We start from the raw sequence: 26,863 nt of genomic DNA, 5'->3' as shown, positions 1-26,863 counted from the left end.
CAGTCCAATATGCTCCAGCGTCGACGACTGCGCAAGTCGCTCGATGCCGGCCGGAGAAATCGCCTGCGATCCCAGAGTCAAATGCTCGAGCCTGAGCTTGGACGCGATTTTCTCCAGCCCAAGGTCGGTGACGCGAGTGTTCGCGATCGACAAACTTACGAGTCGGGGAAACTGAGCCAGACACTCAATGTTGCCATCGCCCACCTTAGTGTCGTTCAATTCCAATAATTGCAAATCGGGCAAGCTGGAAATGCGTGTCAGACCGGCGTCGGTGATCCGCGTTTGATCGAGCGTTAGAAACATCAACTTCTTCATTTCCGACAAATGTTCGAGCCCGGCGTCAGTCACCGGAGTTCCTGTCAGACTCAGGCTGAACAATTGCCATGCTCCCGGCAAATAGCGCAAATCGCCGTCGGTTACCGGCATGCCGTCAAGGTAAAGTATGCCAGTTGATGAAAACTGGTGGCCGATCGCAGCCAAGGCTTCGTGAACCGGAGTGGTTTGCGGATCCGCCTCGGTGAAATCGATCTGGACGATAACCTCCCTGGAAAAGAACTCGCCCAAGGCGCCACGCAGCCAGACGGGAAGCCAGCGTGGGATTCGATTGCTCCAATGAACCCGCCCCCCCGAGGCTTCGATCCGCGCCAGCAGATCGGCCGTTTGACGGGCGCGGCGCCAACTGAACACCGCCCCGCCAATCGGTAGCGCGGCCAGCGCCGCCGCCGCTGAAAGCCCCAGCAACCGGCGGCGAGTGAGTCGAGGCAAGTTTGTCATCAGATCGCGATGCACGGAAGGAAAGAAACCGGCAATTGGCCGCGCCCGCCGCCCGTGACGCGATCGCGACGGGCACGCCAGCCTCATTCAACTCCGAATCGGCCGCGCCGTCCAATCCCGCGCAAAAAATGCTCGCGGACAAATGCGCCGTTTGTTGGCGCTTGCTGCGCTGCAACGACGCCGGCTCGAAGCTAAGCTGCACCTTCACCGAGTAGCGGTTGGCAACTTGTTGTCCGTGGCAACGCGCCGCAGAAAGGAAATAACCCATGCGCTCGCGCTGGTTCGCGCTCTTCCTCTCGATCGGTTTCGTTTGCGGCCCTGGGTCGGTCAGCGCCGCCATACAACCGTTTCTGGTCGGAGCCGCCAAACTGGAGATCACCCCTGAGCAACCGGCGCTGCTCGCCGGGTATGGCTCGCGCGCGACCGAACACGAGGGAGTCGACTCCCCGCTTTGGGCGCGGGCCCTGGCGATCGACGCGGGCAAAACGGTCGTGCTGATCGCCGTCGACAACTGCGGCATTCCGGCGGCGGTGACCGACGAGGTGGCCCGGCGAATCGCGGCCGCGCAGCCGCTGCCGCGCTCAAACATTGTCATCTGCGCGACGCACACCCATTCGGCGCCAACGCTCACCGGCTATGCCCCGGTTCTCTGGGAAGGACGAATGACGCCCGAACAAGAGGCCGGAGTTGCCCGCTACACCGCCCAATTGACCGATCAATTGGTGGCGGTCGCGCAATCCGCCCTTCAAGCCCGTCAGCCGGCAAACTTGTACTGGGGTCAGGGGCGCGTCAATTTTGGCGGAAATCGCCGAGTCTTGAGCGCTGGGCGGTGGACCGGTTTTGGGCATCAGCAAGATGGTCCCGTCGATCACAGCTTTCCGCTCTTGGTCGCCAAGCGCTCCGATGGAAGTATCGCCGCGATTTGGATGTCGTACGCCTGCCACTGCACCACCTGCGGCGATCGCAACACCATCAACGGCGACTGGGCCGGGTTCGCGAACGAGTATGTGGAACAATCCCAACTAGGCGCCGTGGCGCTCTGTACCATCGGTTGCGGCGCCGACGTGGGACCGCAGCCAACCGGCAGCCTCGATCTGGCCCAGCGGCACGGCCGCGCGATCGAAAAAGAAGTGCGGCGATTGCTGGCCAGCGAATTGACGCCCTTGACTTCGCCGCTCGAAGTTCGCGCGTCGAAACTCGCATTGCCGCTGTCGCCGGCGCCCGGCCGCGAACACTGGCAGAAAGCGGCGGCCAAACCAGGTTTTGATGGCGTCCACGCGCGGCGGATGCTCCGGATGCTCGACCAGGATGGCGCCTTGCCGAGCGCAGTCCCCTATCCGCTGACCGCCTGGGCGTTTGGCGATCAATTGGCCCTAATCTTTTTGCCGGGCGAGGTGGTCGTCGACTACGCCGTGCGATTGAAACAAGAGCTCGACTGGACGCGCGTCTGGATCAACGGTTGGAGCAACGACGTGCCGTGCTACGTTCCTTCGCGCCGGGTGCTGTTGGAAGGGGGCTACGAAGCGGACTTCTCGATGATCTATTACGGCTGGCCCGCTCGGTTCGATCCGGCGGTGGAAGAAGTGCTCGTCGGCGGGGTCACGCGGTTGGTCGGTCCGGCCTTCGCCCGCCGCCCGACTGGCTCCGCGCCAGACTTCTTCAGCTACCCAGCAAAATAGACTGGCGGCGAAAAAAGAGCCCGCGAGATCGCTGGGATCTCGCGGGCTCGTGTAAAAAACCCGGCAACACCTACTCTCGCACTTGTGGTACTACCATCGGCTCCGAAAGCTTAACTACCGTGTTCGGGATGGGAACGGGTGTGGCCTTTCGGATATGGTCACCGGAGAGGAGCCAGCGTGGCCTGTCGACCGCCACTGGCTATTGTTTCGTGCGGCATGGCGTGTGGGCCGTGCCGCGAACAATTGGTGTGTGTGGTGAGAGTGACCGCGGCCGCATTTTGCCGCGGAACTTTTAGCGCGCTCTTTGCGAGAGCGTTCGATCAACGTGATCAAGCGTTCGTCCGTTAGTATCGGTTAGCTGAGCCCATTGCTGGACTTACACATCCGACCTATTGACCTGGTAGTCTTCCAGGGGACTTTCGGGCAATTGCCCAACGAAACCTAATCTTGGAGCGGGCTTCACGCTTATATGCTTTCAGCGTTTATCCGTTCCGTCCATAGCTATCCAGCCGTGCCGCTAGCGCGACAACTGGTACACCAGAGGGACGTCCTTCCCAATCCTCTCGTACTAAAGAAGAATCTCCTCAAGTTTCGTGCGCCCACAGTAGATAGGGACCGACCTGTCTCACGACGGTCTGAACCCAGCTCACGTACCACTTTCATTGGCGAACAGCCAAACCCTTGGGAGCTTCTCCACCCCCAGGATGTGATGAGCCGACATCGAGGTGCCAAACCGCTTCGCCGCTATGGACGCTCGGAAGCGATAAGCCTGTTATCCCCGGAGTACCTTTTATCTGATGAGCGACGGCCTTTCCATCCAGCACCGCCGGATCACTAAGCCCTACTTTCGTACCTGCTCGACTGATAAGTCTCGCAGTCAAGCACCCTTTTACCTTTGCGCTCGAAGCCTGATTGCCAACCAGGCTGAGGGTACCATTGGGCTCCTCCGTTACTCTTTCGGAGGAGACCGCCCCAGTCAAACTGCCCAACTGACACTGTTCCCCGCCCGGATTCACGGGACGGGGTTAGAATTGCAGTAGGTTCAGGGTGGTATTTCACCGTTGGCTCCCCGACGACTGGCGTCGCCGGTTCACAGCCTCCCACCTATCCTACACAGAACATACCAAAACCCAATATCAGCCTGCAGTGAAGGTTCACGGGGTCTTTCCGTCTAACTGCGGGTACGTGGCATCTTCACCACGGCTACAATTTCACCGGGTCACTGGTTGAGACAGTGCTTCAGTCGTTACGCCATTCATGCAGGTCGGAACTTACCCGACAAGGAACTTCGCTACCTTAGGACCGTCATAGTTACGGCCGCCGTTTACCGGGGCTTCGGTTGCGAGCTTCGCCCGAAGGCTAACCCTCTTCCTTAACCTACCGGCACCGGGCAGGCGTCAGACTCTATACCTCCTCTTACGAGTTCGCAGAGTCCTGTGTTTTTGATAAACAGTCGCTGAAGCCGATTTACTGTGGCCTCCGGGAGCGTAAACCCCTGGAGGCGCCCCTTATCGCGAACTTACGGGGCCATTTTGCAGAGTTCCTTAACCAGTGTTCTCCCGAGCGCCTTAGACTTCTCGTCTCGCCTACCTGTGTCAGTTTTAGTACGGTCACGCAAGCTTCAACCCTTAGAGGCTTTTCTTGGACGCCTTTTGGATGACTTCCCGATCGTAAACGCGGTCGGTCCCATCCGGCGGCTTATGGGGGCGGATTTGCCTATCCCCCACCGTCGAATGAGCCACGGACATTTCTAGTCGTACCGCTCACCCTATCAGCGCCGTCCCCTCATCGGTCCACTTGGTGGCGCAGGAATGTTGACCTGCTATCCATCGTCTACGCCTTTCGGCCTCGACTAAGGTACCGGCTAACCCTGGGCGGATTTACCTTCCCCAGGAAACCTTAGGCTTTCGGCGAGCAGGATTCTCACCTGCTTTATCGTTACTCATTCCGGCATAAACACCTGTAGACCCCATCACCGCTCCTTACGGTACGGCTTGTATCTGATCTACAGCGCTCTCCTACCACTATTCACATCTCGCGATGTGAATAATCCATTGCTTCGGTGTAAAACTTACTCCCGTTCATTATCGGCGCTCAATTGCTCGACCAGTAAGCTATTACGCACTTTTTAAATGATGGCTGCTTCTAAGCCAACATCCTGGCTGTCACGGCAACTGAACTTCCTTTCTGACTAAGTTCTACTTGGGGACCTTAGCAGATGGTCTGGGTTGTTTCCCTCTCGACCGCGAAGCTTATCCCTCGCGGACTGACTCCCGAGATAATCGCACCGGTATTCGGAGTTTGGTTCGGCAGGGTAGCCGGGAAAGGCCCCCTATCCGATTCAGTATCTCTACCCCCGGTGCGTAGTGGCTCGAGGCTAGCCCTAAAGCTATTTCGGAGAGAACGAGCTATCCCTGCGTTTGATGAGACTTTCACTCCTCCCCACAAGTCATCCCCTCGGTTTTCAACCCAAGTGGGTTCGGTCCTCCACGCGGTATTACCCGCGATTCAACCTGCTCATGGGTAGTTCACGCAGATTCGCGTCTACCACCAGCGACCAATAGTCGCCCTATTCAGACTCGGTTTCCCTATGGCTACGGTCCGTAAGACCTTAACCGAGCCGCTGACGGTAACTCGCCGGATCATTATGCAAAAGGCACGCCGTCACACATTACACAAAAGTGTCATAGTGCTCCGACCGCTTGTAGGCACATGGTTTCAGGTTCAGTGTCCTCCCCTAGCAGGGGTTCTTCCCATCTTTCAGTCGCCCTACTGAGTTCGCTATCGGTCATCAGGGAGTATTTAGCCTTGCGGGATGGTCCCCGCGGATTCAGCCAGGGTTCCACGTGACCCGGCTTACTCAGGTATCTCTCGGGAGATCTTCAATTGCCGTATACAGGGCTGTCACCTTCTATGGCCCGCCTTTCCAAGCGGTTCTACTAACCAAAGATTTTGTGACTCCCATGTGAGAGACCCTACAACCCCGCGAGGAAAATCCTCGCGGTTTGGGCTGTTTCCTCTTCGCTCGCCGCTACTAAGGAAATCGAGTTTTCTTTCTACTCCTGCGGCTACTTAGATGTTTCAGTTCACCGCGTTCGCCATGTGCGCCTATGGATTCAGCGCACATCAGTTCGGGAATCCCGGGATCATCGCTCGTTTGACAGCTTCCCCGGGCTTATCGCAGTCTTCCACGCCCTTCAACGCCTCCTGATGCCAAGACATCCCCCATGTGCCCTTAGTAGCTTGACCACGCTGATCCAACCCTCTCGTCGCCGAGAGATCTGGATCGGTCTCGCTGCTCGCTCCTCCAGCGACCCCATCGGGGCCGCCAGAGCGCTTGTAACGATTTTCGTCGATCTAATGCGCTAAGAGCCATTAACAAGAACACACTCAAACACTCGCCGAAGCGAGCATCTAGTGGTTATTGGAATGCCACTCTACCACACAACCAAATTGCCAAAGATCACGACAACCGCCTGCGGCAGTCGCCTCTCCACTCACGCGGCCAAAGCCACGCTTCTGGACAGGGAAAGAAGCCTCTCGACAAGCGGCCGAAAGACGCCTTCCCGTGGCCAGAACCTCCCAGGTCTTCCCGTTAAGTGGGAAACCGCGTTTGTAGCAAATCCTGGCCGGACTTGTCAAACGCTTTCGTCTCGCGATTCGGGCGACAGCAAGCTGCTGGCGCCGCCATGCGGGACGACAATCTTAACATCGCTCGTCCGACCGTCAACACCCTGTTTTCGCGGCATTTTGACGCAAAATCTCGCATCACAACGCAACTTCGGAAACAGGCGAGACACGTCGTATCGGCTCGCGCGGCCAAGCAACTTGAAGCGGCCACCAACGGGCCGCCCGGCTCAGCCAACCAGAGGTTCTTTCGATCCGCTGCGGGACAAGAGAACTTGGAAGATTGCGACGCTTGTCACCCCTGGGAGTCACTCGCGTCGATTCCGATTCTACGCGAAGCGGCGCAAATAGTTCAAGGTGGGCCGCCAAAATTTTTTATTCCCTCGCCAGACGCGACGAAAAAGTTTGACCCCCGCCGCGCGCCGCGCTCACAATAGCGGCCGCACGCGAGCCGATTTCACGCTTCATTTCAATCGATTCTCTTTTCGACGGCGGGAATATTTCATGCGGCAAGATCGAGCGGCGTACTACGCGCTGGCGGTGCTGTTCGCCATCAACACCATGAACTTTTTCGACCGCCAGGTGATTGGCGCCGTCGCCAAACCCGTTCAGGAAGAATGGCAACTAAGCGACACCCAACTCGGCATCCTCGGCACGGCGTTCACCCTGCTCTATGCCATGGTGGGTTTGCCCCTCGGTCGTTTGTCCGACCGCGCCTCGCGCACCAAGATTCTCGCCGCTGGCGTGTTCATCTGGAGCGTCATGACGGCGCTCTCCGGCGTCGCGCAGCGCTATTGGCAGATGTTCGCCGTTCGACTGGGAGTGGGAGTCGGCGAAGCCTCCTGCGCGCCAGCCGCCACCAGTTTGATCGGCGACCTGGTGCCCGCCGGGCGGCGAGCCATGGCAATGTCGATCTTCATGATGGGCCTGCCGGTGGGCACGGCGCTCAGCTACTCGGTGACTGGCTGGATCGTGCAGAAGTTCGACTGGCGAACCGCTTTCTACGTGGCGGCCGTGCCCGGTCTGTTGTGCGCCGTCGCGGCCTTGTTCATTCGCGAACCGCAGCGCGGCGCGACCGAAGAGCATGCGATCGGCACGCTGCGGCGCAAGGGATCGGCGCTGGCGCTGGTGCTGGCGACGCCCACCATGGTGTGGATCATCATCTCCGGGGCGCTGCATAACTTTAACATGTATGCGCTGGGCTCGTTTCTCATGCTGTTCCTCCAGCGCGTGCATGGTTTGTCGCCGGCCAATGCGGGACTCACTGTTTCGTTGGTGTATGGTCTGGTGGGGATCCCCGGCCTGCTTGTCGGTGGTTGGCTGGGCGACCGCATGCTCAAGCGGCGCGCCAATGGCCGCATGCTGGTGGGCGCCGTGGCCATTGCGCTGTCGATTCCCTTGGTGTTCTTGGCGCTACGGCAACCGATGGGCGCGATGGCGGGCTTCTGCCTGTTCATGGGCCTGGGATGCGCGCTCATGTACACCTACTACTCCACGGTGTACGCCACCATCATCGACGTCATTGAACCCTCGCTGCGTGGCATGGCGATGGCGCTCTATTTCTTCGCCATGTACGTGCTCGGCGCCTCGCTGGGCCCCTTGGCCACTGGCGCCTTGAGCGACTACTTCACCCGCCGCGCGGCCACGGCGGCCGGCGTGACCGATCTAACGGTCGACGCGCTCAAGCCGTTTGCCGGCGAGGGCCTGCACATGGCCATGTACGCGGTGCCCGTCCTCAACATCTGCCTGGCGGTGGTGCTGCTGGCGGCGTCGCGCACCGTGACGGGCGACGTGCGCCGACTCAAAGCGTGGATGCAATCGGCCGCCAACGACGCGGCGCAAAACAAAGAACTGGTCGGCGCCTAGCCCGCGCGTTTGTGATTGGGCGCGAATCGCGCGCTGTACTTGCGCTGCGTCGGCAGGGCGATCCGGTCCACATCGGCGGTTTTGCGCGCGACAAAGATTAACAGGCTCTGCCCGCTCTTCGACTCCACCGCCACGCGCTCGGTCGTGTATTCGTATGAAACGAATTGCAAACCGCCCCCATCCATCTGCAGCGCCAGCGCGGTTTCGACCGGCTCAAATCCATTGATGGTGTAAAAATCGTGTAATACACAAGGGCTGATCTGATAGAACCCGTGGTTCGCCCAGCCATTCATGGGATTGATGTGAACGACATGACCGCCCACGCCCGTCAGTCGCACCATGTTCGACAAGGCGCCGCGCACATCAAACACATGTTCCAGCGTGCCGCCGTCGAGCACCCATTGGTAGCGGCCGTGCCATTCGGCGGGGATCGGTTGATTCAAATCGTGGGCCAGGGTCGGCCCCTCCGCGGCGGAGGCGTCCAGATCAGAATAATCGTCCACGCCCAGCATACGGAAGAATGTGCGGGCATGGATCAACGGGTATTGGTCGCGTGCCGCTCGATAGAGATAACTCGTGGTCAGGCGGCGTTCAGCGCTTGGGACCAGCGTGGCGGGGTGCCCTTCGTCGCTTAGTAGCGCCTCGGCGTCTTCGTAGCGACAAAGAATGTCCTGCACCCCCAGAGTGAGCAGCGGCCCACCCAGCGAATGACGCATTTTCAGGCGAATCAAGAACCGCAGCAGGCTCGGCTTCAGCACAAGAATCCCTCCATGCACTTGCTTCCTTGGCCGAAGCTATCGGCCCCACGAACGCCGAGGTTGAAGCGAAAAGCGAAAATTCGTCCTGCCGCTGTCAAGCTAGCAAGGCGTCAATGCAGCGGGCATCGCTCACCACCGCATCAGTCAAGCTGTCGTCGCGGCCATCGTTGGGATAGCTCAAGCGCTCATGGTCGAGGCCCAGCGCCTTGAGCAGTGTGGCATGCAGATCGTGTACGGTGACGACATCGGTCACCGCCTGATAACCAAAATCGTCGGTGGCGCCATGCACATAACCGGGTCGAAAACCGCCGCCGGCGATCCAGGTCGAAAATCCTTGCCCATTGTGATCGCGGCCGTCGCTGCCTTGCGAAATTGGCAATCGGCCAAATTCGCCCGTCCAAATAACAATGGTCGAATCGAGCAATCCGCGCTGCTTGAGATCGCGAACCAGCGCCGCGCTCGGCTGATCGGTCCGCGCGCACAGTCCCTTGAGTTGTTCGGCGTTCTTGTTGTGCGTGTCCCACGGTTGCCCGGACAAAAATAGTTGCACAAAGCGCACGCCGCGCTCGATCAATCGGCGCGCCAGCAGGCAGCGCCGCCCATACTCCGCGGTCGCTTCCTGATCGAGGCCATACATTTTGCGCGTCGCCTCGGTCTCGTCGTCAATGTTCAAGACATCGGGCACGGCGGTCTGCATCCGCGCCGCCATCTCAAAATTGGCGATGCGCGCCGCCAGCTCGCTGTTTTCCGCATGACGCGACTGGTGAGCGCGGTTGAGACGCTCTAAAAACGACAATTGTCCACGCCGCGCGGCGGCGCTGATTCCGTCCGGAGTCCGCAGGCTCAGCACCGGCGCGGCCCCCGGCCGGAAGGGGGTGCCTTGATAAATGGCCGGCAGCCATCCGCTCGACCAATTGCGGACACCGTCGATCGGCAATCCTCCCGGATCAGACAACACCACATAGCCCGGCAGGTTCTCATTCTCCGAACCCAGCGCATACAACACCCAAGAACCCCAAGTGGGCCTGCCCGCCGTGATCTTGCCGCCATGCATCAGGCGCAGCCCCGCCTCGTGATCGACGGTGAAGGTTTTCATCGAGCGGATCAAGGTCAACTCGTCGGCGATCGACGCGGTATGCGGCAACAGTTCGCTGAGCTGCATGCCACACTGACCCGCCGGTTGAAAGCGGAACGGCGACGCCAGCAGGTTGCCGCGCTGCGCCGTGAAGTGGACTTCGATCTCGCCCGAATACGGCTGGCCGTGATGCTTGACCAGTTCGGGCTTGGGATCGAACAAGTCCATCTGGCTTGGTCCGCCGTGTTGAAACAGGCAGATCACGTTCTTGGCCCGGGCTAAATTCAATCGCGCCGCGTTTGGGAGATCGCCGGCTTTGGCGCGCTCATCCCGTGCCAGCAGCCACGACAGGGCCAATCCGCCGACCGCGCCAGCGCTGCCGCAAAGAAACTCGCGCCGCGGAAGCGAAAAGTGGGACGCTGCGATGGTCATGCTTCGGCGCTCACTCGATATACAAGAAGGGATTGCTGGCCAACAACATTTGGCAGAGATCGCGCCAAACGAGCTGGTCGCGATCTGGGTTCTCGGCATACAGCGCCCCCTGCGTGGTCAAAAATTCCTGGGCAGCGGCCCGCTCGTCGTCGCGGGGGCCGCGCGCATACACCAGCAAGAAGGCGTGGCTCAGCCGGCTCTCGATCGGGTCTCCGGCCTCGCGCGCCAGTCGATCGGCCAGCGCCTCGGCGCGCGCCAAGGCAAACTCGGAGTTGAGCAGCGCCAGCGATTGTAGCGGCACGGTCGATGGCTGCCGCCGCGAACAATTGGTCACCATGATCGGCGCGTCAAAGGTTTCCAGTAGGCTCGGCATCTGCGTGCGGCGATGCTCCAAGTAGAGCGATCGTCGCGTGGCGCCCGGCGTATCGGCCTTCGGCGCCACGCTGCCGTCGTCAAGCCGTGTGGTGGGGACGTACGGCCCATACATGGTCGTGTCGATCTCGCCGCTGGCGGCCAACATCGCGTCGCGCAGCGCCTCGGCATCGAGACGTCGCACCGGAAAACGCGCGAGCCAATGGTTCTTGGGATCGGCGGCCTGCGCGGTCGCCTCGGCCTCGCTCGACTGGCGGTAAACTGCCGAGGTCATGATGAGCCGGTGCAACTTTTTAAGGCTCCAGCCCGACTCCACGAGTTGCGCCGCCAGATAATCGAGCAACTCCGGATGTGTGGGCTCGGCGCCGGTATAGCCAAAGTTATCGCTGGTGCTCACGATGCCGGCGCCAAAGTGGTGCTGCCAAACCCGATTGACCAGCACGCGCGCGGTGAGCGGATGTTTTGGCGACGTAAGCCATTTGGCCAGCGCCAAGCGTCGTCCGGAGCTAAATTGCTCGGTCGGCGCCACGACTTGATAGTCGCTTTGACCGCCCGCGCCGCACAGCGCTTGTGGCACGCCCGGCGGCGCCACTTCTCCCTGCGCGCGATACAGTCCCCGCTCCAGCACATGATGTTCGGCCGGAGCATCGGCGACTTCCGTAAAGACGGCCAACTGCTCCAGGGGCGCCGGCCGCGTCGCCTCGGCCTTGGCGACTTGCGCTTCGACCGACTGGCGCAAATCGGCCAGTTGCGGAAAACGCTCATCGAGCTGCGCGTCGGAAATCTCTAGCGCGTCTTGGTGAGCAGCCAATAGCGCCAGTTCCACCTCCGATCGCTGATCCTGTGGCTTGTCGCGCGCGGCCAATAGCGCGCCGCGCTCATCGGCGGGCAGCGGCGCCAACCGCTCGATCACCAGTTGTTGGCCCAGCGGCGCCGCGGCGGCGGCCAGGCTCTCGCGCAGCGATTTCACCTCCCGATCGATGGCCTGCGACTTGGCGGCATGCGCGTCGCGCTCGGCCTGCGTGCCAACCGTCACCACGCGCTCAGCGGCCTTCACCCACTGGTCGGGGTTATAGCCGGGATAAAAGATCGCCTGAAACTGATAGTACTCCTTCTGCGTGATCGGCTCGAATTTGTGATCGTGGCAGCGTGCACATTGAACGGTCAGTCCCAACAGCGAGGCCCCAATAATTTGCACCGTTCCTTCCAGCACCGAGTAGCGATCGAGCAACAACTCGTCGGGATTGCCGTCGCTGGAGTCGGTGCCGTCCTGCGCGTTCCGCAGAAAATGGGTCGCCGTGTACAGGTCGATCACCTCGGGAGTGATGTCGGCGCCAGGCCGATGCCCGGCCAACTCGTCGCCCGCCAACTGCTCGGTGATGAAGCGATCCAGCGGCTTGTCGGCAGCGATCGAACGAATCACATAATCGCGATAACGATACGCCAAGGGGCGTACGGTATCGGCGTTGAAATAGCCATTCGAGTCGGCATAGCCAGCGGCGTCGAGCCAGTGACCGCCCCAGCGCTCGCCGTAATGAGGCGACGACAGATAGCGCTCCAACATTCGCTCGTACGCCAGCGGCGATTCGTCAGCCAGATAAGCGGCGATCTCGGCCGGCGTCGGCGGCAAGCCTGTCAAATCGAAACAGACACGGCGGATCAATGTCGTTCGCGACGCTTCGGGCGACAGCGTCAGTCCGGCCGCCTCCAGCTTTGCGAGTAGGAACCGATCCAGATCGGTGCGCGCTCGCTGCGCATCGCGCACTGGGGGTATCGACGGGTCTTTCACCGGTTGAAACGCCCAATGATCTCGACCGTCGCCCGCCCGGCCAACATCCCCGCTCGGCAGGCCATGCGCGCCGCCATCGATCCAACCCGCCAGCAAAGCCCGCTCTGCTTCGGCCAGCGGTTGATCGGGCGGCATTTCTTCGTTGGCCACCTTTTGCCACAACCGGCTGTCTTCCAGTCGACCGGGCGCCACGATCGGGCCGCTCTCGCCGCCGCGCGCAATGCCGATGGCGCTGGCCAGATTGAGCTTTCCCGACCGCTTCTGCTGGTTGTGGCACTCGCCGCAGCGGGCGGTCAACAGCGGTTGAATTTCTCGCTCGAACGAAGGCCCGGCGTCTTGCGCCAGCGCGACGCTGACGAGCAAGGGCGACCACAACAGTGTGATCCATCGCCTCATTCGATCTCGACTCCGACAGATGGTGACGTCGCCGCCGATTATGACCCCGCGCCGCGCGAAATGCCAATTGCGAGCCGCGGCGATTACGACAGCACCAACCGGTTCGCCAATGCCAATGCGGTTGGTCCCGCCTCGCTCGTCGCCATTACTCGCCCGACTGCGCTATGAGATGCCGCCGCACAAAATCTTCGTTCAGCGTGACTCCCAGGCCAGGCGCGTCGGGCGGCGAGATCCAGCCATCGGTGGCCTGCATCTTTTCATGCGCCAACTCGTGCCGCAACGGAGAGGCGTCAACGCAATCTTCAAACAAGAACGCGTCGCGGCAGGTGCAGAGCCAGTGCAAACTGGCAGCCACGGTGATCGGACTGGTGTAGCAATGATTGCAGAGCCGCGCGCCAATTTCTTCCACTCGCGCGCGAATATAAGCCGCGTCGGTGAAGCCGCAGCGCGAAAGATCAACCTGGTAGACATCGAGCGCTTGTTGGTCGATCAACGGGCGAAACGCCTCGCGGCCACATTCCCCTTCGCCCGAGGCAATCGGCACGGGCGAGCGGTCGCGCAACCAGCGATAGCCGGCAATGTCGTTCTCGCGCAGCGGTTCTTCCAGCCATTCAATGTCGAACTCGGCGAACGCTGTCGCGCGGCGCAGCGCCGTCCGCGCGTCCCATACGCAACCCGCGTCGATCAGCAGCGTGCCGGGGCCAATTCCCTCGCGCGCGCCGCGCACCAGGTCCAGATCGACCTCGGCGCTCGTGCCCATCGGCTCCCAACCAAACTTCACCGCGGTGTAGCCCGCCGCGGTCCAGCGCCGGGCGATCTCGGCGGTCTCCTGTCCGTCGCGGCCAAAGAGGATCGAGGCGTAGGCGCGCAGCCGGTCGTGCTGCTTCCCTCCCAACAAGCGATGAATCGGCTCGCCAAAATGCTTTCCCTTCAAATCCCACAGCGCCATGTCGACGGCCGCCATCGCGGCGATGGTGACTGAGGTGCGGCCAAAGTACATCGTGCGGCGATACATCTTTTGCCACAACCGCTCGATCTCCAGCGGATGCTCCCCCAGCAATATCTCGCGCAGTCCGCAGGCGATGTTGTGGCTGAACGGCGCGTCGACAATCGCCTTGACGACCTCGGGCGAGGCGTCTGCCTCGCCGATGCCCTCGAGTCCCGTGTCGGTTCGCACGCGCACCAATACGGCGTCCTGACTGCTGGCGGTCTTCGCCTCGACCTGCGGAACGCGAAGTATCTGGCAAACGACTTGAGTGATCTTCATGGGGCGGGCGCGGGCTGGCCACCGGGCAAATAGAAAAACAGCAGGCCCAGCATAATGTAAACGCTCAGCATCAACACCCCTTCCAGCCAGTTGCTCTCCCCATCCACCGCGATTTGGCTGATGACCCACACGCACACGAACACCGCCACCATCTCGGGCATGCTGAACACCAGATTCATGCGCGGCCCCACGGCGTGGCTGAACAGCACCAAAGCGGGCGCCACGAACAGCGCAATCTGGATCGACGACCCCACCGCGATGGCCAGTGCCAGGTCCATACGGTTCCGCCACGCCATGATGATCGCCGTGCTATGCTCGGCCGCGTTGCCGACAATCGCCACGACAATGACGCCGACAAACACGTCGGAAAGGCCTAGATTGTGCGAAGCCTCGTGGACGCTGCCAATCATGAACTCGGCCAACAATCCCACGCAAACGGTGGCCCCGAGCAGCACCAGTAGCGACTTGGTCACCGACCAGTGCGCCTCGCGCTCATGTTCTTCGCCCACGGCTTTCTGTCCCTGATAGTAGCCGCGGTGCGTAATCAGCGAGAACAACAGGCTTAAGCCATAAACCACGAGCATTAGCACCGAGTATTCGAGACTGATGTCGCTAAGATGCGCTTGGTCCGCCGGCAGCATGTAGGCGAACAATGCCGGCAGCAACAGCGCGATTGTGGCCAGCATCATCAGCGTGCTGCCCACGCGCCCAGCGGTGGCGTTGAATGATTGTTGTTGAAACCGCAAACCGCCCACCAGCACCGCCAGGCCAAACACCAACAGCACATTGCCGATGATCGATCCGGTGAGCGACGCTTTGACAATTTCGTGCATCGCCGCGGCGCGGTCCGCGTTCCGCGAGGCTTCCAACAGCGCCATGCCCGCGATGATCAACTCGGCGGCGTTGCCAAACGTGGCGTTGAGCAAGCCGCCAATGCCTTCGCCCAGTCGCGCGCCGAGGTGCTCGGTGGCGTGTCCCATCCAGCCCGCCGCCGGAATGATCGCCGCCACCGACGCCAGAAAGATCCACGTGGGGGTCGCCCACGCCGCCTGGTAGTGGCTATGCGCAATTTCCAGCGCCGCGGCGATCGGCAAAAAAATGGCCAACACGTTCAGCCAGCGTGGCATGTGCGTCCCTTCTTAGTCGCTAGTTGGCCCGGCGCTCGCGCATCTTGCGCGCCGCAGTCAGTGAAAGCACAGAGCCCGCTAAGCCGATGCTCGCGGGCCCTGTGCCAATGTATTGGCCAAGCGGCGGCTTTCGCTACTTGATTGGCGTCAGTTCGATATTGCGGAACTCGATCGGCGCCCCCTCCGATTGCAGCAGGATGCGTCCGCGCTTGATGTCGGGATTGGTTCCTTCATTAACCAGTTGGCCGTTGACTACCAGTTTCACATGGTCGCCCGTCACGGTGATCTCATACTGGTTCCACTCCCCTTCGGGCTTCTCCACCGCCTTGTCGGTCTTCAGTCGATACCAGTGACGCTCGCTCCCTTTGTCGTGTCGCTTTTCGTCGATGGTCAGCTTGGCGCCGTCGACCAGCCAAAAATCGCCCGCTGCGCCCGACTGGAGCTGCGCTTCAATGCCCTTCGGCCAGATTTTGTCCTCGCCGATCACATGCACAAAGACGCCGCTGTTGCCCCCTTTGCCCGGCCAGCGCCATTGGAGCTTCAGGACGTAGTTGTCGAACTCCTGATCGGTAATGATGTATCCGGCCGGCTTGCCAGCGTCGTGGATCACGCCGTCCTTAACGCTGAAGGTGTCCTTGGGATCGGCGTTCTTGTCGTCGAGAAAAACTCGCCAACCATCAAGGTTTTGCCCGTTGAACAGTTGAATTGTCTCAGCGGCGGCTGATGACGACGCCAACCACAAGGCGGCCATGGCGGCGACCATCATGGGAGTGTGCTTGGTGAAACGGCTCATGGATGCTAGCTCCTGGGATGCCAATTGAATTTCCGGCGGGATTTTGACGCGTTTGGGCTGCATCGTACCCGTCCGGTGTGGCTGCTTCAACAAAACAGCGCGATTGTGCCGCGTATGCGGAAAGTTGAACCGCCGCCAGTGGCGCCCGCGGCCGCGAACCGTCAAAAGCTGCCCACGCCAAACGGCGAAAACCCGATTAAACTTCGAGAAGCGTGCTTTTTGCCAAAGTCATGATTTCAGCTCGCTGGTGCGCCATGTGCCGGACATTTCGCTCGTCGCTCTTGATCGGTCTGGCGTTACCGCTATTCGCGGGCTGCGGCGCCGAACACCAGGCGCCGCACGCGGGGGGGCCACAAGTGGTGCGCGTCAGCCGGCCTGAATTGCGCGAAGTGACCGACTACGTCTACTTCACCGGACGTAGCGAGGCCGTCGAATCGGTCGAGGTGCGCTCGCGCGTCACCGGTTATCTGGTCGACATCGATTTCAAATCGGGCGCCGAGGTGACCAAAGGCCAACGGCTGTTCAAAATCGACCCGCGCCCCTACCAGGCCGAGTTCGATCAGGCCGAGGGGCAGGTGCTGCTCGCCAAGGCGCGACTGTCGCTCGCCCAAGCCGATGTGGCCCGTGGCCACGATGTGGCCAAAACGCCCGGCGCTATCAGCCAGCAAGACCTCGACCGCTACGAGTCCGCGGCCGCCGAAGCCGACGCCTCGCTGCGCGCGGCGCAGGCCAGCAGCGAATCGGCCGCGCTCAATCTCAAATTCACCGACGTCGTTTCTCCGATCGACGGCATCGTGGGACGCAATCTGCTCAGCGTCGGCAACCTGGTCCGGCAAGACACCACGCTCCTCACCACGGTCGTCTCGCAAGACCCCATCTATGTCTACTTCGACGTCGACGAACGCACGCTCTTGCGCGCCAAGCAACTGATGCGCGAGGGCAAGATCAAGCCGATTTCCGAAGGGGGCGTCGTGAAGATCGATATCGGCCTGGCCAACGAGGGATCGGACTATCCCCATTCGGGCCGGCTCGATTTCGTCAACAACCAGGTCAGCGCGGCCACCGGCACCATTCAACTGCGCTGCATTCTGGAGAACCCGCAAATCACCGCCGAGGGGCAACGCGCGTTTCAACCGGGCATGTTTGTGCGCGTGCGCCTGCCCATGGGGCAGCCCACCCAAGAATTGGTGATCGCGCAATCCGCCGTGAACAGCAACCAGGGTCAGCACTTCTTGTTGGTGGTGAACAAGAACAATGTGGTGGAGATTCGGCCAGTGGAACTGGGGCCCCAACTGGATGCGGGCAAGCAGGTGGTGCGCCCCGTGCCACTCGTCAAGACCGAACAAGGCTTGCGGCCCGCGCGCCAGGGAGAGCAAGGGGTCGCGAGTTTAGCCGCCGACGATCAAGTGATTGTAGCCGGACTGCAACAAGCGCGGCCCGGCACAACCGTCGATCCCAAACCCCTCGAAGATCCCTCGGCCATGGCTCAGGCCAGACAGTAACTGCGCCGCCAACGTGTCGTTAGGAGCCGTATGCTGAGTCGCTTCTTCATCGAACGCCCGATCTTCGCCTGGGTCGTTTCGATTGTGATCGTGCTGGTCGGACTCGCGGCCGCGCTGATGCTGCCCATCGCGCAGTACCCCGACATCACTCCCCCCACCGTGCAAGTAACGGCCATCTATCCCGGCGCCAACGCCCAGGTGGTGGCCGATTCGGTCGCCGCGCCGATCGAGCAGCAGGTCAACGGCGTCGAGGGGATGATGTACATGTCGTCGCAATGCACCAACGACGGCGCTTACAACCTGACGATCACCTTTGCGCTCGGCGTCGACCTGAACATGGCGCAAGTACTGGTGCAAAACCGAGTGTCGCTGGCGATGCCGCAATTGCCCTCGCAGGTGCAGGTGCAAGGGGTCATCACCAAGAAGCGCTCCCCCAGCTTTCTCTTGGCGGTCAACCTCTTTTCGCCAGACGCCTCGCTCGACGACCTGTATCTGAGCAACTACGCCACCATTCAGATCAAAGACGAACTACTGCGGCTCGAAGGGGTTGGAGACATCAACTTTCTCGGGCAGCGCGACTACAGCATGCGCGTCTGGCTCGACCCCGACAAAATGGCTAGCCGCAATCTGACCACAGGCGATGTGGTTCAGGCCATCCAAAGCCAAAACGTGCAGGTCGCCGCCGGACAGATTGGCCAACAGCCAGTGCCGACCGGGCAGCAATTTCAGCTCACTATGAGCACGCTGGGCCGGCTGGAAGACGTCGAACAATTTGGCGACATCATTGTCAAAACGGGTTTAATCGACGAATCGGGCGGCCAGATCGCCAGCCAGGTTGTGCGCGTGCGCGATGTCGCCCGCATCGAGTTGGCCGCGCAGCAATACGACCAAATTTGCCGTCTCGATGGTCTCCCCTCGGTCGGACTCGGCGTGTTTCAACTCCCTGGCTCCAACGCGCTGTCCACCGCCGAATCCATCAAGAAAAAGATGAGCGAGCTCAAGGCGCGCTTTCCGCGCGGGCTCGACTACAAGATCGTCTACGACACCACGCCGTTCATCGAGCAGTCGGTCGAAGAGGTCTTCAAGACGCTGCGCGACGCCGTGTTGCTGGTGGCGATTGTCGTGCTTCTGTTCTTGCAGGATTGGAAGGCCATGATCCTGCCGATGCTCGATGTGCCGGTCGCCCTGATCGGCACCTTCGCCGTCATGGCCATGCTCGGTTTCAGTCTGAATAATCTCACGTTGTTCGGGCTGGTGCTGGCCATTGGCATCGTGGTCGACGACGCCATCGTGGTGCTGGAGAACGTCGAGCGCCAAATGGCCCTGGGTCTCGATGCCAAGAGCGCCACCATCAAGGCGATGGAAGAAATCACCGGGCCAATTTTGGCCATCACGCTGGTGTTGATCGCCGTGTTCCTCCCCAGCGCGTTCATCCCTGGCGTCAGCGGCCAGTTCTACCGGCAATTCGCGCTCACCATCGCGTCGGCCATGGTCATCTCCGCCATCAACGCCATGACTTTGACCCCCTCGCGCGCCGTGACCGTCTTCAAGACTCAACCAGGGCACGACGGACAGCACCAGCACGTGCGCGAGGCCCTGCCGTGGTGGTTCTTCGCGCTAGTGGGTGGTTTCGTATCAGTATGGCTAGCGCGACGTTCTTTGGCCGGCGTCGGAGTTTTCCCGGCGCTCGATCCAGAGGCCGCGTATAGCGATTGGCGAAACTGGGGCGCGTGGAGCCTCTACTTTGTGCCCGGCCTGTTCGTCGGCGGGGCGATTGGCTGGTTCATCATTCGGTATGTCAATGCGGTGCTCGGCGCGCTGTTCCGCGGCTTTAACGCGGTGTTCGACTTGTTCGCCAACCTGTATGGCCGCATGGTCGCCGGACTATTGCGCATCAGCGTCGTGGCGCTAATCGCGTACATCGGTCTGTTGGGGCTGACCGGCTGGACCATGCAGCGCGCGCCGACTGGCTTCATCCCCGAACAGGACCAAGGCTACCTGCTGCTCAACGTGCAGTTGCCCGACTCCGCCTCCGTGCAGCGCACGCAAGAGGTGATGCAAGAGGTGGTCCATCTGGCGCTCGGCGATCCCCAGCGGCCGCAAGAGTATCCCGGTGTGCCCGGCGTGGCGCACACGCTGAGCATCGCAGGGCAGTCGTTCCTGCTGGGCGCCGCCGGCTCAAATCTCGGATCGGCCTTCGTTATTCTGGACGACTTCAAGCTCCGCCGCGACCACGATCGCTACGACGCCGTGATCGCTCAAAAGATTCAACATCTGTGCGCCGAACGCATTCAAGAGGCGGTGGTCGGCGTCTTTCGCGCGCCGCCCATTCAAGGCCTCGGCAACGCGGGTGGTTTCAAGTTGCAGGTCGAGCAGCGTGGCTACGTCAATCTGGCGCAATTGCAGACCTTGACCGACGAATTTGTGCAGGCCGCCAACCAAGACCCGCGCTTCGCCGGCGTGTTTTCGATGTATCGCGCCGAGGCCCCGCAAGTCTTCGTCGATATCGACCGCACCAAATGCGAATCGCTGCTGGTCGACGTCAACGATGTGTTCAACACCTTGCAAGTCTACATGGGCGGCTACTTCGTCAACTTGTTCAACCGCTTCGGGCGCACCTGGCAGGTGAACGTCATGGCCGAGTCCGATTATCGCACGCGCCCCGGCTTCGTCGAACAACTCAAGGTCCGCAACCGCCGTGGCGAGATGGTGCCGCTCGGCACGCTGGTCGATCTCAAAGACATCGGCGGCCCACTTTCGGTGATGCGCTACAACATGTACACCTCGGCCGCGGTCAACGGCGTTCCCGCGCCCACCGTGAGCTCTGGCGACGCAATCGCCGCCGTGGGCGAAATCGCCGCCCGACTGGGGCTGACCTACGAATGGACCGAAATCACCTACCTGCAAATCATGGCCGGCAATGTTGGCCTGTTTGTGTTCGCCTTTGGCGCCACGCTGGTCTACTTCGTGCTGGCGGCCAAATACGAGAGCTGGCGCTTGCCGCTGGCGGTGATCCTCGTCGTCCCCATGTGCCTGTTGTCGTCGGTGGTCGGCATGCTCATCGCGCGGCTGCCGATCGACATCTTCGTGCAGATCGGCTTTCTGGTGCTCATTGGGTTGGCCGCCAAGAACGCCATCCTCATCGTCGAATTCGCCAAGCAATTGCAAGACACCGGACAACCGCTGCGCGCGGCCACCATCGAGTCGGCGCGTTTGCGATTGCGGCCGATCATTATGACCTCGTTCGCCTTTATCCTCGGCGTGCTGCCGCTGGTCATTGGCCACGGCGCCGGCGCCGAGATGCGCAAGTCGCTCGGCACGGCGGTGTTCACCGGCATGATCGGCGTCACTTTCTTTGGCGTGGTGCTCACGCCGATCTTTTACTACGTGCTGATGTGGTTCACCCAATCCGAGTCGCGTCCGGTCGGCGCCCCCCCCGCGCCAACGGCGCCCGTCGACGCCACGCATGCGCTGGCGCACGCGAATGCCGGCTCACAATCGTCTGCCATGCCGCCTCACGGCGCCGATTGAGGTGGCGCCGTAGTGGTCGGAGGCGGGTCCAGGCAATCGGGTAGTCGCTGTGGCGCGCACCGGTACCAAGGCTCTCCTTTGAAGAGCCAGACAAAACCCGACTTGCAACAATAGTTGTCGCAGTGCTTTCCTGGCACACAGCACGGCGCCGGCGGCAACGGCTTCTGCTGATAGCAGTCGGCGCAACAACAGCGCGCTTGGCAGGTCAGCGGCAGCGGCTTATGCAGGTAGTCGTCGGGGCAATGGCACGGCACCCGCGGGCGAAACGCGCGAAACTCACAGACCGCGTCGGCGGCCCGGCATGGCGTAAACAATAGCATGGCGCAATGTGCGGCCAGCGCAGCTAAGACGGCGCCCCAATGGGGCCGACGCCATTCCATCGTGCGCCATGTGATCTGCATCGTGCTATCGCCTCAAAGCCGGCGGACCAGCAACCGCCGCGGCGCGTGGCGCGGCCGGCGGTGATTTTACGGCTTGTTCCCCCGCGGGCAGTGGCGGTGGCGGCGGCACCGCCTCGGCCGGCGCATTGGGGCCAGCCGGCGGCAGCAAGACCGGCGGCACGGGGCGCAACCGCAGTTCCCAACCGCCTCCGAGCGCGCGGTACACCTCGATCAGCCCCAGCGCCACCTCGCCCCGCGCTCGCGTTTGCACAATCTGCTGCGTCACCAGGTTTTGCTGCAGCAAGGCCACGCGGTTGAAATCGGTGAGGCCCCCCTTGTATTGCACCAGCGAAATCTCCACCGCCCGCTGATTGGCAACGACGCTCTCGGTTTGATAACGCACTACCTCCTGCGACTGTAGAAACCGCGCCAGGCCATCCTCCGCCTCGCGGGCAGCGACCAGCACCTGCTGTTGATACGTCGCGATAAGCTCCTGCAAGCGCGCGTCTTGCAGGCGAATGTTGTTCGCAATGCGGCCATAATTCAGCACATTCCACTGAAAGGTCGGCCCCACGTTGCCATACAGCGCGTCCGAGTCCATCAGGTTGCTGAAGTTGCGCGACGACCAGCCTAGCGTTCCGCCAATGCCAATGTGTGGATACAGCTCCGAGACGGCTACGCCAATCCGCGCGCTCTGCGCCGCCACTTGGCGTTCGGCGCGGCGCACGTCCGGTCGCCGCGCCAATAGTTGCGCCGGAATGCCAACGGCCACCTGGGGCCCCGCGTTCGGTATCGGCGCCTTGCCCAATCGCGCCACCAAATCCTGTGGCGGCATGCCCAACAGGATCGATAGCAGGTTGTTCGCCAGCCGCATTCGTAGTCGCTGCTGCGGAATCAGCGCCTCGGTTTGCGCCAAGTTGCTGCGCGCCTGGTCGACGTCGAGCTCGCTAGCCGTGCCGCCCCGAAACCGCGCCTCGGCGAAGGTCAGCGTTTGTCGCTGCAACACGACATTCTGCTCGGTGTACTCAATCTCTTGCTGCGCCGTGCGCAACTCCACATACGAGCGCGCCACGTCGGCCAGCAGCGTGACCAACACCGCGTCGTAGCCTTCCACCGAAGCGTCCAAATCGGCGTCGGCGGCCTCGATCGCCCGGCGAAAGCGTCCCCAAAAATCCAGCTCCCACACCAGGCCAAAGCCCACCTGCCATTGGTCGAAGAACCGCGCCGGCAGAAACGAGGTGTTGGCGTTGGCCTTGCTCACGCCAATCCGCTGATAGCCGCCGAACATATCCTGCTGCTGCGGAAAGAACTCGCCCACCACGATCGCGCGCTGCGCTCGCGCCTGCAACACGCGAAAGCCCGCCTCGCGGAGCGTGATGTTCTGCCGAAAGGCGTTTTGCACCAAGGCGTCCAGCGCCGGATCGCGGAACACCGTCCACCACTGGCTGAGATCAGGAGCCCGCGTCTCCACTCGGGCGTCGGCGGCGTCGATCCAGTCGTTGGCGACTGGCGCCGGTGGCCGCAAATAGTTGGGGCCCACCTTCAGGCCGTTGGCCCACCACTCGCGAAACGAAGTGCAACCGCTCGCCACCGAAACAAGCGTCAATAGTCCCCATACGACCAGCGCGCGGTTAGCGCGCCGCGCGGCGTTCGTCGTGCGTGGACAACTTTCCATGGCGATTCACGATTTGCTGGCGGCCGAAGCCATGATCACAGTCCCCAGCGCATACTGGGGCGCTGTGATTAACAATCGGAACAGCCGGCGCCATTGATCGAATTGGGAGACGCCACGCGGTCGGAGTTGTCTAGCCTGCCCGAATTAGCGGAACGAACCCGTTGCCCTGCCGCAGCGTCAATCCTTTGCCAAGGCGCCCAGACTCAGCCCCGCTGGCGTTCCAAACCGCTAGCTTCAGGCGCCAAAATCGGCCGCTTGTCGCTTGGCGAGATGGGCGGTATCCTTGGTAACTTCCAACAGCATAGAGGGTTGCACCCCGGTGCTGGCGGAAACCTTGGCGGCGTAGCTCAGTTGGTTAGAGCAGCGGAATCATAATCCGCGTGTCCGGGGTTCGAATCCCTGCGCCGCTACTTTGGCCAACGGAGTTTTTGCAGTTTTCGCGAAGGAGATGAAATGGAAAATCGAGACGCGCGCAAGCCAAATGTCCAAGCGGTTGCCCCCGAGGGAATGTCGATCGGACAACAGCCGCCAATCTGGGCCGACAAACTGATCGCAGGCAAAACCGATGCGCTCAGCATCCTACGATCACTCTTGGAAAGCTCGGAACTGGTGCAGACGGTCAAAGCCGAACTCGCCAAGCCCGATCACTCCAACCTGCCGGGCGGTGACCGCGCGCAAGCGATCGTCGATGCGATTCGCAATCGCCTCGAGCGCGTTCCGGAGAACGCCGCCTAGCCCCCAATAGTTCAGCGGAACAAATATCCGCTGATGGCAAGACACGGCGTGCGGGTGGACTGAAGAAGCAGGCTTGCCTGTCGTTTCAGAAACTTCTTGTTGCAAAGATTCCGCCCGCACGCCCTCTTTTTTTCACGCGCATTCTCGCGTGCACCCCTTGCTGCGCCGCCAGCGGGCGAACGATTTGCGCAGCATCCTGCGCCGCGCTGCTCTATGCTTATCGGCGCGCGGCGCCACGCCGGCCAAAAAAAATCTGCTTGACAAGACGCCGATCGCGCGCCAAAGTTTCGCTCGCAACAAGAAGTGCGGTCTTCGGACCGCCAACGTAACGACAGGCGAGACGCTCGTACACGTGTGAACCGCACGCCCGCGAGGTGCGCGATTCAACTCTCTTGCCCCCATTCTCGGGAGCATCTGAGGCCGAACGTGTCGGCCCTCGCCACCCCAGTAGCGAGTCTGCCGGCGCGGCCGTTTGTTCGCCTGTCGTCGGTAGGCCCCAGATGCAACGAGTTTGGCTCCATGGCGCGCCACCGGCCGCCAGCGACACACCCACTGTGCCGCTGGCGGCCACGCGCGCACGGATGGTCCGGCTGACTGACGGAGCGCCTTGCCGCTGCGCGCACGTGAGCCGCCCACCACGCGGAGCGCCGAAAAATGGCCACCGGAATCGACCGAAGCGCCATGGAGGGACTGCGATGCACGGAGCGCCACGCCACCACGCTCAGACTCTTCAGCGAGCCCAGCGCCGCCGACAGCGCCGCCGCGCTCTCGCCGCAAATGACGCTCGCCGAGTTCTTCCGCGAGTATTTTTGGCCAGTCTGCCTCGTCGCGCGCGGCGCGGCGCCGCGCAACATCCAGCAATACCGCGAGTCGATCGCCTATTGGCGCAAGTTCACGCTCGATCCGCCACTGGCCTTGATCGACGATTTCACCTGCGCCCAGTTCGTCCGCGAACTGGCTCAGGTCACCGGACTCAAAAAAGGCGCCACGCTCTCCCCCAACACGATCCGCAAGCACTGCTTCCACGCGCAGACCGTCTTGGACGCCGCCGGCCCCAAGTCGCGCCACAACCGCAAAGGCACCGGACTGTTGCCCGACGTGCCCTGGATCGAGCGGCCGCGGCAGCGCAAAAAGGACGTCACCGAGGTTTTCACCCTCGACGAGATCGCCCGCATCCTCACCGCCTGCGCGGCCGCCAAGACGCCCCAACAGCGGCGCACCGGCGTCGAGCCCGCCCAGTGGTGGCGCAGCCTGTTCGAGTTCGACTACAACACGGGCATGCGCATCGGCACGCTCAGCGCGCTGGAATATGCCTGGCTGCGCCACGACGAGCAGTACGCGTCGATGGTGATGGACATCCCGGCCGGCCGCGCCTACAAACGCGGCGACGCGCACAAGATCCCGCTCAACGCCGCCGCCGTCGCGGCCGTCGAACGGATACGCACCGACCGCGTACGCATCTTCCCTTGGCCCCATACCGAAAGCTGGCTGCACGAGACGCGCCGCCGCATCCTGCGCCAAGCGGGACTGCCGCGCGAGCGCCAGTTCGGTTTCCACGGCGTCCGCCGACTCCACGGAACCAAGATGGCGCGGATCAACCCCATCGCGGGCCGCAAATCGCTGGGCCACTCCAACCCGAAGACGTTCGAGGACTGCTACGTCGGCTCCAGTCTGTGGACCGAGGCGCTCGACGAGCTGCCGCAACCGACGCCCTAGCCGCCCCCCAAACCTCTGTCCCGCGGCCAACGGCCGCGAGGCGGCTTACCAAAATGTCCCACGCGCGCAGGGTGGCGCGCGCCCCAATGCCGGACGGACCCCGGCGCCGACGGCGCGGAGCCGTGCAGGACGCCCAGCGCGCGACACTCCCCAGGGTCAGCGCAGCGCAACTGCCGCTTCGCGCCGTTTTTCAAAAACACTCGACGGGCCGATGGCCCGCGCACATCGCCGTTTCGACTCGATCGTTGAGGGCCTACGCGAGGGCTGAGGAATGACCGCGGTACGCCAAATCTGTCCCGACCTGCCGACGTTTCTCCACGAACTGCGCTGGAACGCCGCCGCCGTGACCGGCCACGGAGTCCTCTGGGCCAGCTACACCGACACCGCGCGGGTCCGCCACCTGGTTGCCAGCGCCCGCGTCGCGCTCCCCACCTTCGGGACCTGCGCCGACACCCTGTCGCTCGAGCTCGACCTGGCCTGCGGACTCAACAGCGTCTTCGCCGCCATCGCCCAGCGCCAGGCCCGCCAGGCGATCGCCGGCGCCTGCGCCCAGTGTGGACTGGCGCTCGCCGCCGCCGAGTGGGCGCCGCTGGCCCTCCGCGCGTCAGTCCCCACCACCACCCGCCCCGTCCCCATCACGCGCGAAATCATTTTGGACCGCGCCGAGGCGCAAGTCTGATCCCCGTTGTCGCTCGAAAGGACTCGACATGATCACCACCCCCACAAAAACAAAGCCGCCCACCAAAAAAGCCCGCCCCCGCGCCGCACAGGACGCCATCGCGGCCGAAGGCCCCAACAGTCGCCACCAGTTCCAGGTTTTGCTGCTGACCCAACTGGAACCCAGCCCCACCAACCCGCGCAAGCATTTTGACGAGTCGGCGCTCGAGGAGCTGGCCGCCACCATTCGCCAGCATGGCATCATCGAGCCGCTCGTCGTCCGCCAACAAATCGATTGCGTGGGCGGCGACGGCCGCGCCCGCTACGAGATCGTCGGCGGCGAGCGCCGCTGGCGCGCGGCCAAAATAGTAAAACTCCGCGACGTGCCATGCCGCGTCGTCCGCCTCAGCGCCGCCGAAGTGATCGAGATTCAGATCGTCGAAAATCTGGCCCGCGCCGACCTGAACCCGATCGAGGAGGCCGAGGGTTTTGACGCGCTGCTAGCGCGTGGCCTGACCCAAGCCGAACTCGCCCACAAGCTGGGCCGCGCCCAGGGACACATTTCCAATCGGGTCCGCCTGCTCGAATTGCCCCCCGCGATCCGCGAACTGATCGCCGCGCAAAAACTGCCGCCGACGCATGCCCGCCTGCTGGTCCCCTACCGCGCCGCGCCCAAAATCATGGACCGCGTGGTCCAGTCGCTCGCCGCCCG

Annotated in this window: 16 protein-coding genes, 1 tRNA gene and 2 rRNA genes; 9 read left to right on the top strand and 10 right to left on the bottom strand. The window is 62.2% G+C overall.

Going from position 1 to position 26,863, the window contains the following annotated elements:
• The coding region (locus K1X71_18650) for a hypothetical protein (protein MBX7075165.1) at positions 1-774 on the bottom strand (774 nt) is incomplete at its 3' end.
• A gap of 266 nt (positions 775-1,040) precedes the next feature.
• Here K1X71_18650 and K1X71_18645 point away from each other — a divergent pair.
• Complete coding sequence (locus tag K1X71_18645) at positions 1,041-2,453, top strand: neutral/alkaline non-lysosomal ceramidase N-terminal domain-containing protein (protein MBX7075164.1); 1,413 nt, start codon at positions 1,041-1,043, stop codon at positions 2,451-2,453.
• 58 nt (positions 2,454-2,511) lie between these two features.
• On the opposite strand, the gene rrf is transcribed toward K1X71_18645, so the two are convergent.
• Positions 2,512-2,619, bottom strand: a 5S ribosomal RNA gene (gene rrf, locus K1X71_18640).
• A 159-nt stretch (positions 2,620-2,778) separates the two neighbouring features.
• A 23S ribosomal RNA gene (locus tag K1X71_18635) occupies positions 2,779-5,702 on the bottom strand.
• Positions 5,703-6,584: 882 nt separating this feature from the next.
• Here K1X71_18635 and K1X71_18630 point away from each other — a divergent pair.
• The gene (locus K1X71_18630) at positions 6,585-7,946 is read left to right on the top strand and encodes an MFS transporter (protein MBX7075163.1); all 1,362 of its coding nucleotides are present in this window, start codon (positions 6,585-6,587) and stop codon (positions 7,944-7,946) included.
• Here the strand turns inward: K1X71_18630 and K1X71_18625 are convergent.
• From K1X71_18625 to K1X71_18600, 6 genes are all read right to left on the bottom strand, one after another.
• Positions 7,943-8,704 (bottom strand): hypothetical protein, encoded by a 762-nt coding sequence (locus K1X71_18625; protein MBX7075162.1) that lies wholly within the window; start codon positions 8,702-8,704, stop codon positions 7,943-7,945. The two genes, K1X71_18630 and K1X71_18625, sit on opposite strands and share 4 nt — an antisense overlap.
• A 94-nt stretch (positions 8,705-8,798) precedes the next feature.
• Positions 8,799-10,211, bottom strand: coding sequence for a DUF1501 domain-containing protein (locus K1X71_18620; protein MBX7075161.1), 1,413 nt, complete (start codon positions 10,209-10,211; stop codon positions 8,799-8,801).
• A 10-nt stretch (positions 10,212-10,221) separates the two neighbouring features.
• Entirely contained in the window at positions 10,222-12,768 is a 2,547-nt protein-coding gene (locus K1X71_18615) for a PSD1 and planctomycete cytochrome C domain-containing protein (protein ID MBX7075160.1), read from the bottom strand.
• 145 nt (positions 12,769-12,913) lie between these two features.
• A complete protein-coding gene (locus K1X71_18610) occupies positions 12,914-14,035 on the bottom strand; it encodes a mandelate racemase/muconate lactonizing enzyme family protein (protein MBX7075159.1) in 1,122 nt (373 codons plus the stop codon).
• Positions 14,032-15,162 (bottom strand): calcium/proton exchanger, encoded by a 1,131-nt coding sequence (gene cax, locus K1X71_18605; protein ID MBX7075158.1) that lies wholly within the window; start codon positions 15,160-15,162, stop codon positions 14,032-14,034. The genes K1X71_18610 and cax overlap by 4 nt, the downstream gene beginning before the upstream one ends.
• A 133-nt stretch (positions 15,163-15,295) precedes the next feature.
• The gene (locus K1X71_18600) at positions 15,296-15,955 is read right to left on the bottom strand and encodes a DUF1080 domain-containing protein (protein MBX7075157.1); all 660 of its coding nucleotides are present in this window, start codon (positions 15,953-15,955) and stop codon (positions 15,296-15,298) included.
• Between the two features lie 254 nt (positions 15,956-16,209).
• Between K1X71_18600 and K1X71_18595 the strand changes: the two genes are divergently transcribed.
• Complete coding sequence (locus tag K1X71_18595) at positions 16,210-17,457, top strand: efflux RND transporter periplasmic adaptor subunit (GenBank protein MBX7075156.1); 1,248 nt, start codon at positions 16,210-16,212, stop codon at positions 17,455-17,457.
• A gap of 30 nt (positions 17,458-17,487) precedes the next feature.
• On the top strand, positions 17,488-20,988 hold the full coding sequence (locus tag K1X71_18590) for an efflux RND transporter permease subunit (GenBank protein MBX7075155.1): 3,501 nt from the start codon (positions 17,488-17,490) through the stop codon (positions 20,986-20,988).
• Between the two features lie 405 nt (positions 20,989-21,393).
• Here K1X71_18590 and K1X71_18585 read toward each other — a convergent pair whose 3' ends face one another.
• Positions 21,394-23,043: a TolC family protein gene (locus tag K1X71_18585; protein MBX7075154.1), complete on the bottom strand. Its 1,650-nt coding sequence runs from the start codon at positions 23,041-23,043 to the stop codon at positions 21,394-21,396.
• Positions 23,044-23,379: 336 nt separating this feature from the next.
• Between K1X71_18585 and K1X71_18580 the strand changes: the two genes are divergently transcribed.
• The 5 genes from K1X71_18580 to K1X71_18560 form a co-directional block, all read left to right on the top strand.
• A tRNA-Met gene (locus K1X71_18580) sits at positions 23,380-23,453 on the top strand.
• 43 nt (positions 23,454-23,496) lie between these two features.
• A complete protein-coding gene (locus K1X71_18575) occupies positions 23,497-23,778 on the top strand; it encodes a hypothetical protein (GenBank protein MBX7075153.1) in 282 nt (93 codons plus the stop codon).
• A gap of 654 nt (positions 23,779-24,432) precedes the next feature.
• Positions 24,433-25,494 carry a site-specific integrase gene (locus K1X71_18570; GenBank protein MBX7075152.1) on the top strand — a complete coding sequence of 354 codons (1,062 nt, stop codon included), beginning with the start codon at positions 24,433-24,435 and terminating at the stop codon, positions 25,492-25,494.
• A gap of 271 nt (positions 25,495-25,765) precedes the next feature.
• The gene (locus tag K1X71_18565) at positions 25,766-26,173 is read left to right on the top strand and encodes a hypothetical protein (protein ID MBX7075151.1); all 408 of its coding nucleotides are present in this window, start codon (positions 25,766-25,768) and stop codon (positions 26,171-26,173) included.
• 28 nt (positions 26,174-26,201) lie between these two features.
• Positions 26,202-26,863, top strand: a 662-nt coding sequence (locus tag K1X71_18560; GenBank protein ID MBX7075150.1) for a ParB/RepB/Spo0J family partition protein, incomplete at its 3' end; no start/stop codon positions are given.

Source organism: Pirellulales bacterium (assembly GCA_019694455.1).
Classification (GTDB): domain Bacteria; phylum Planctomycetota; class Planctomycetia; order Pirellulales; family JAEUIK01; genus JAIBBY01.
Note: the sequence above shows the minus strand (reverse complement) of the source record. Positions and strands in the feature narration are given on the sequence as shown.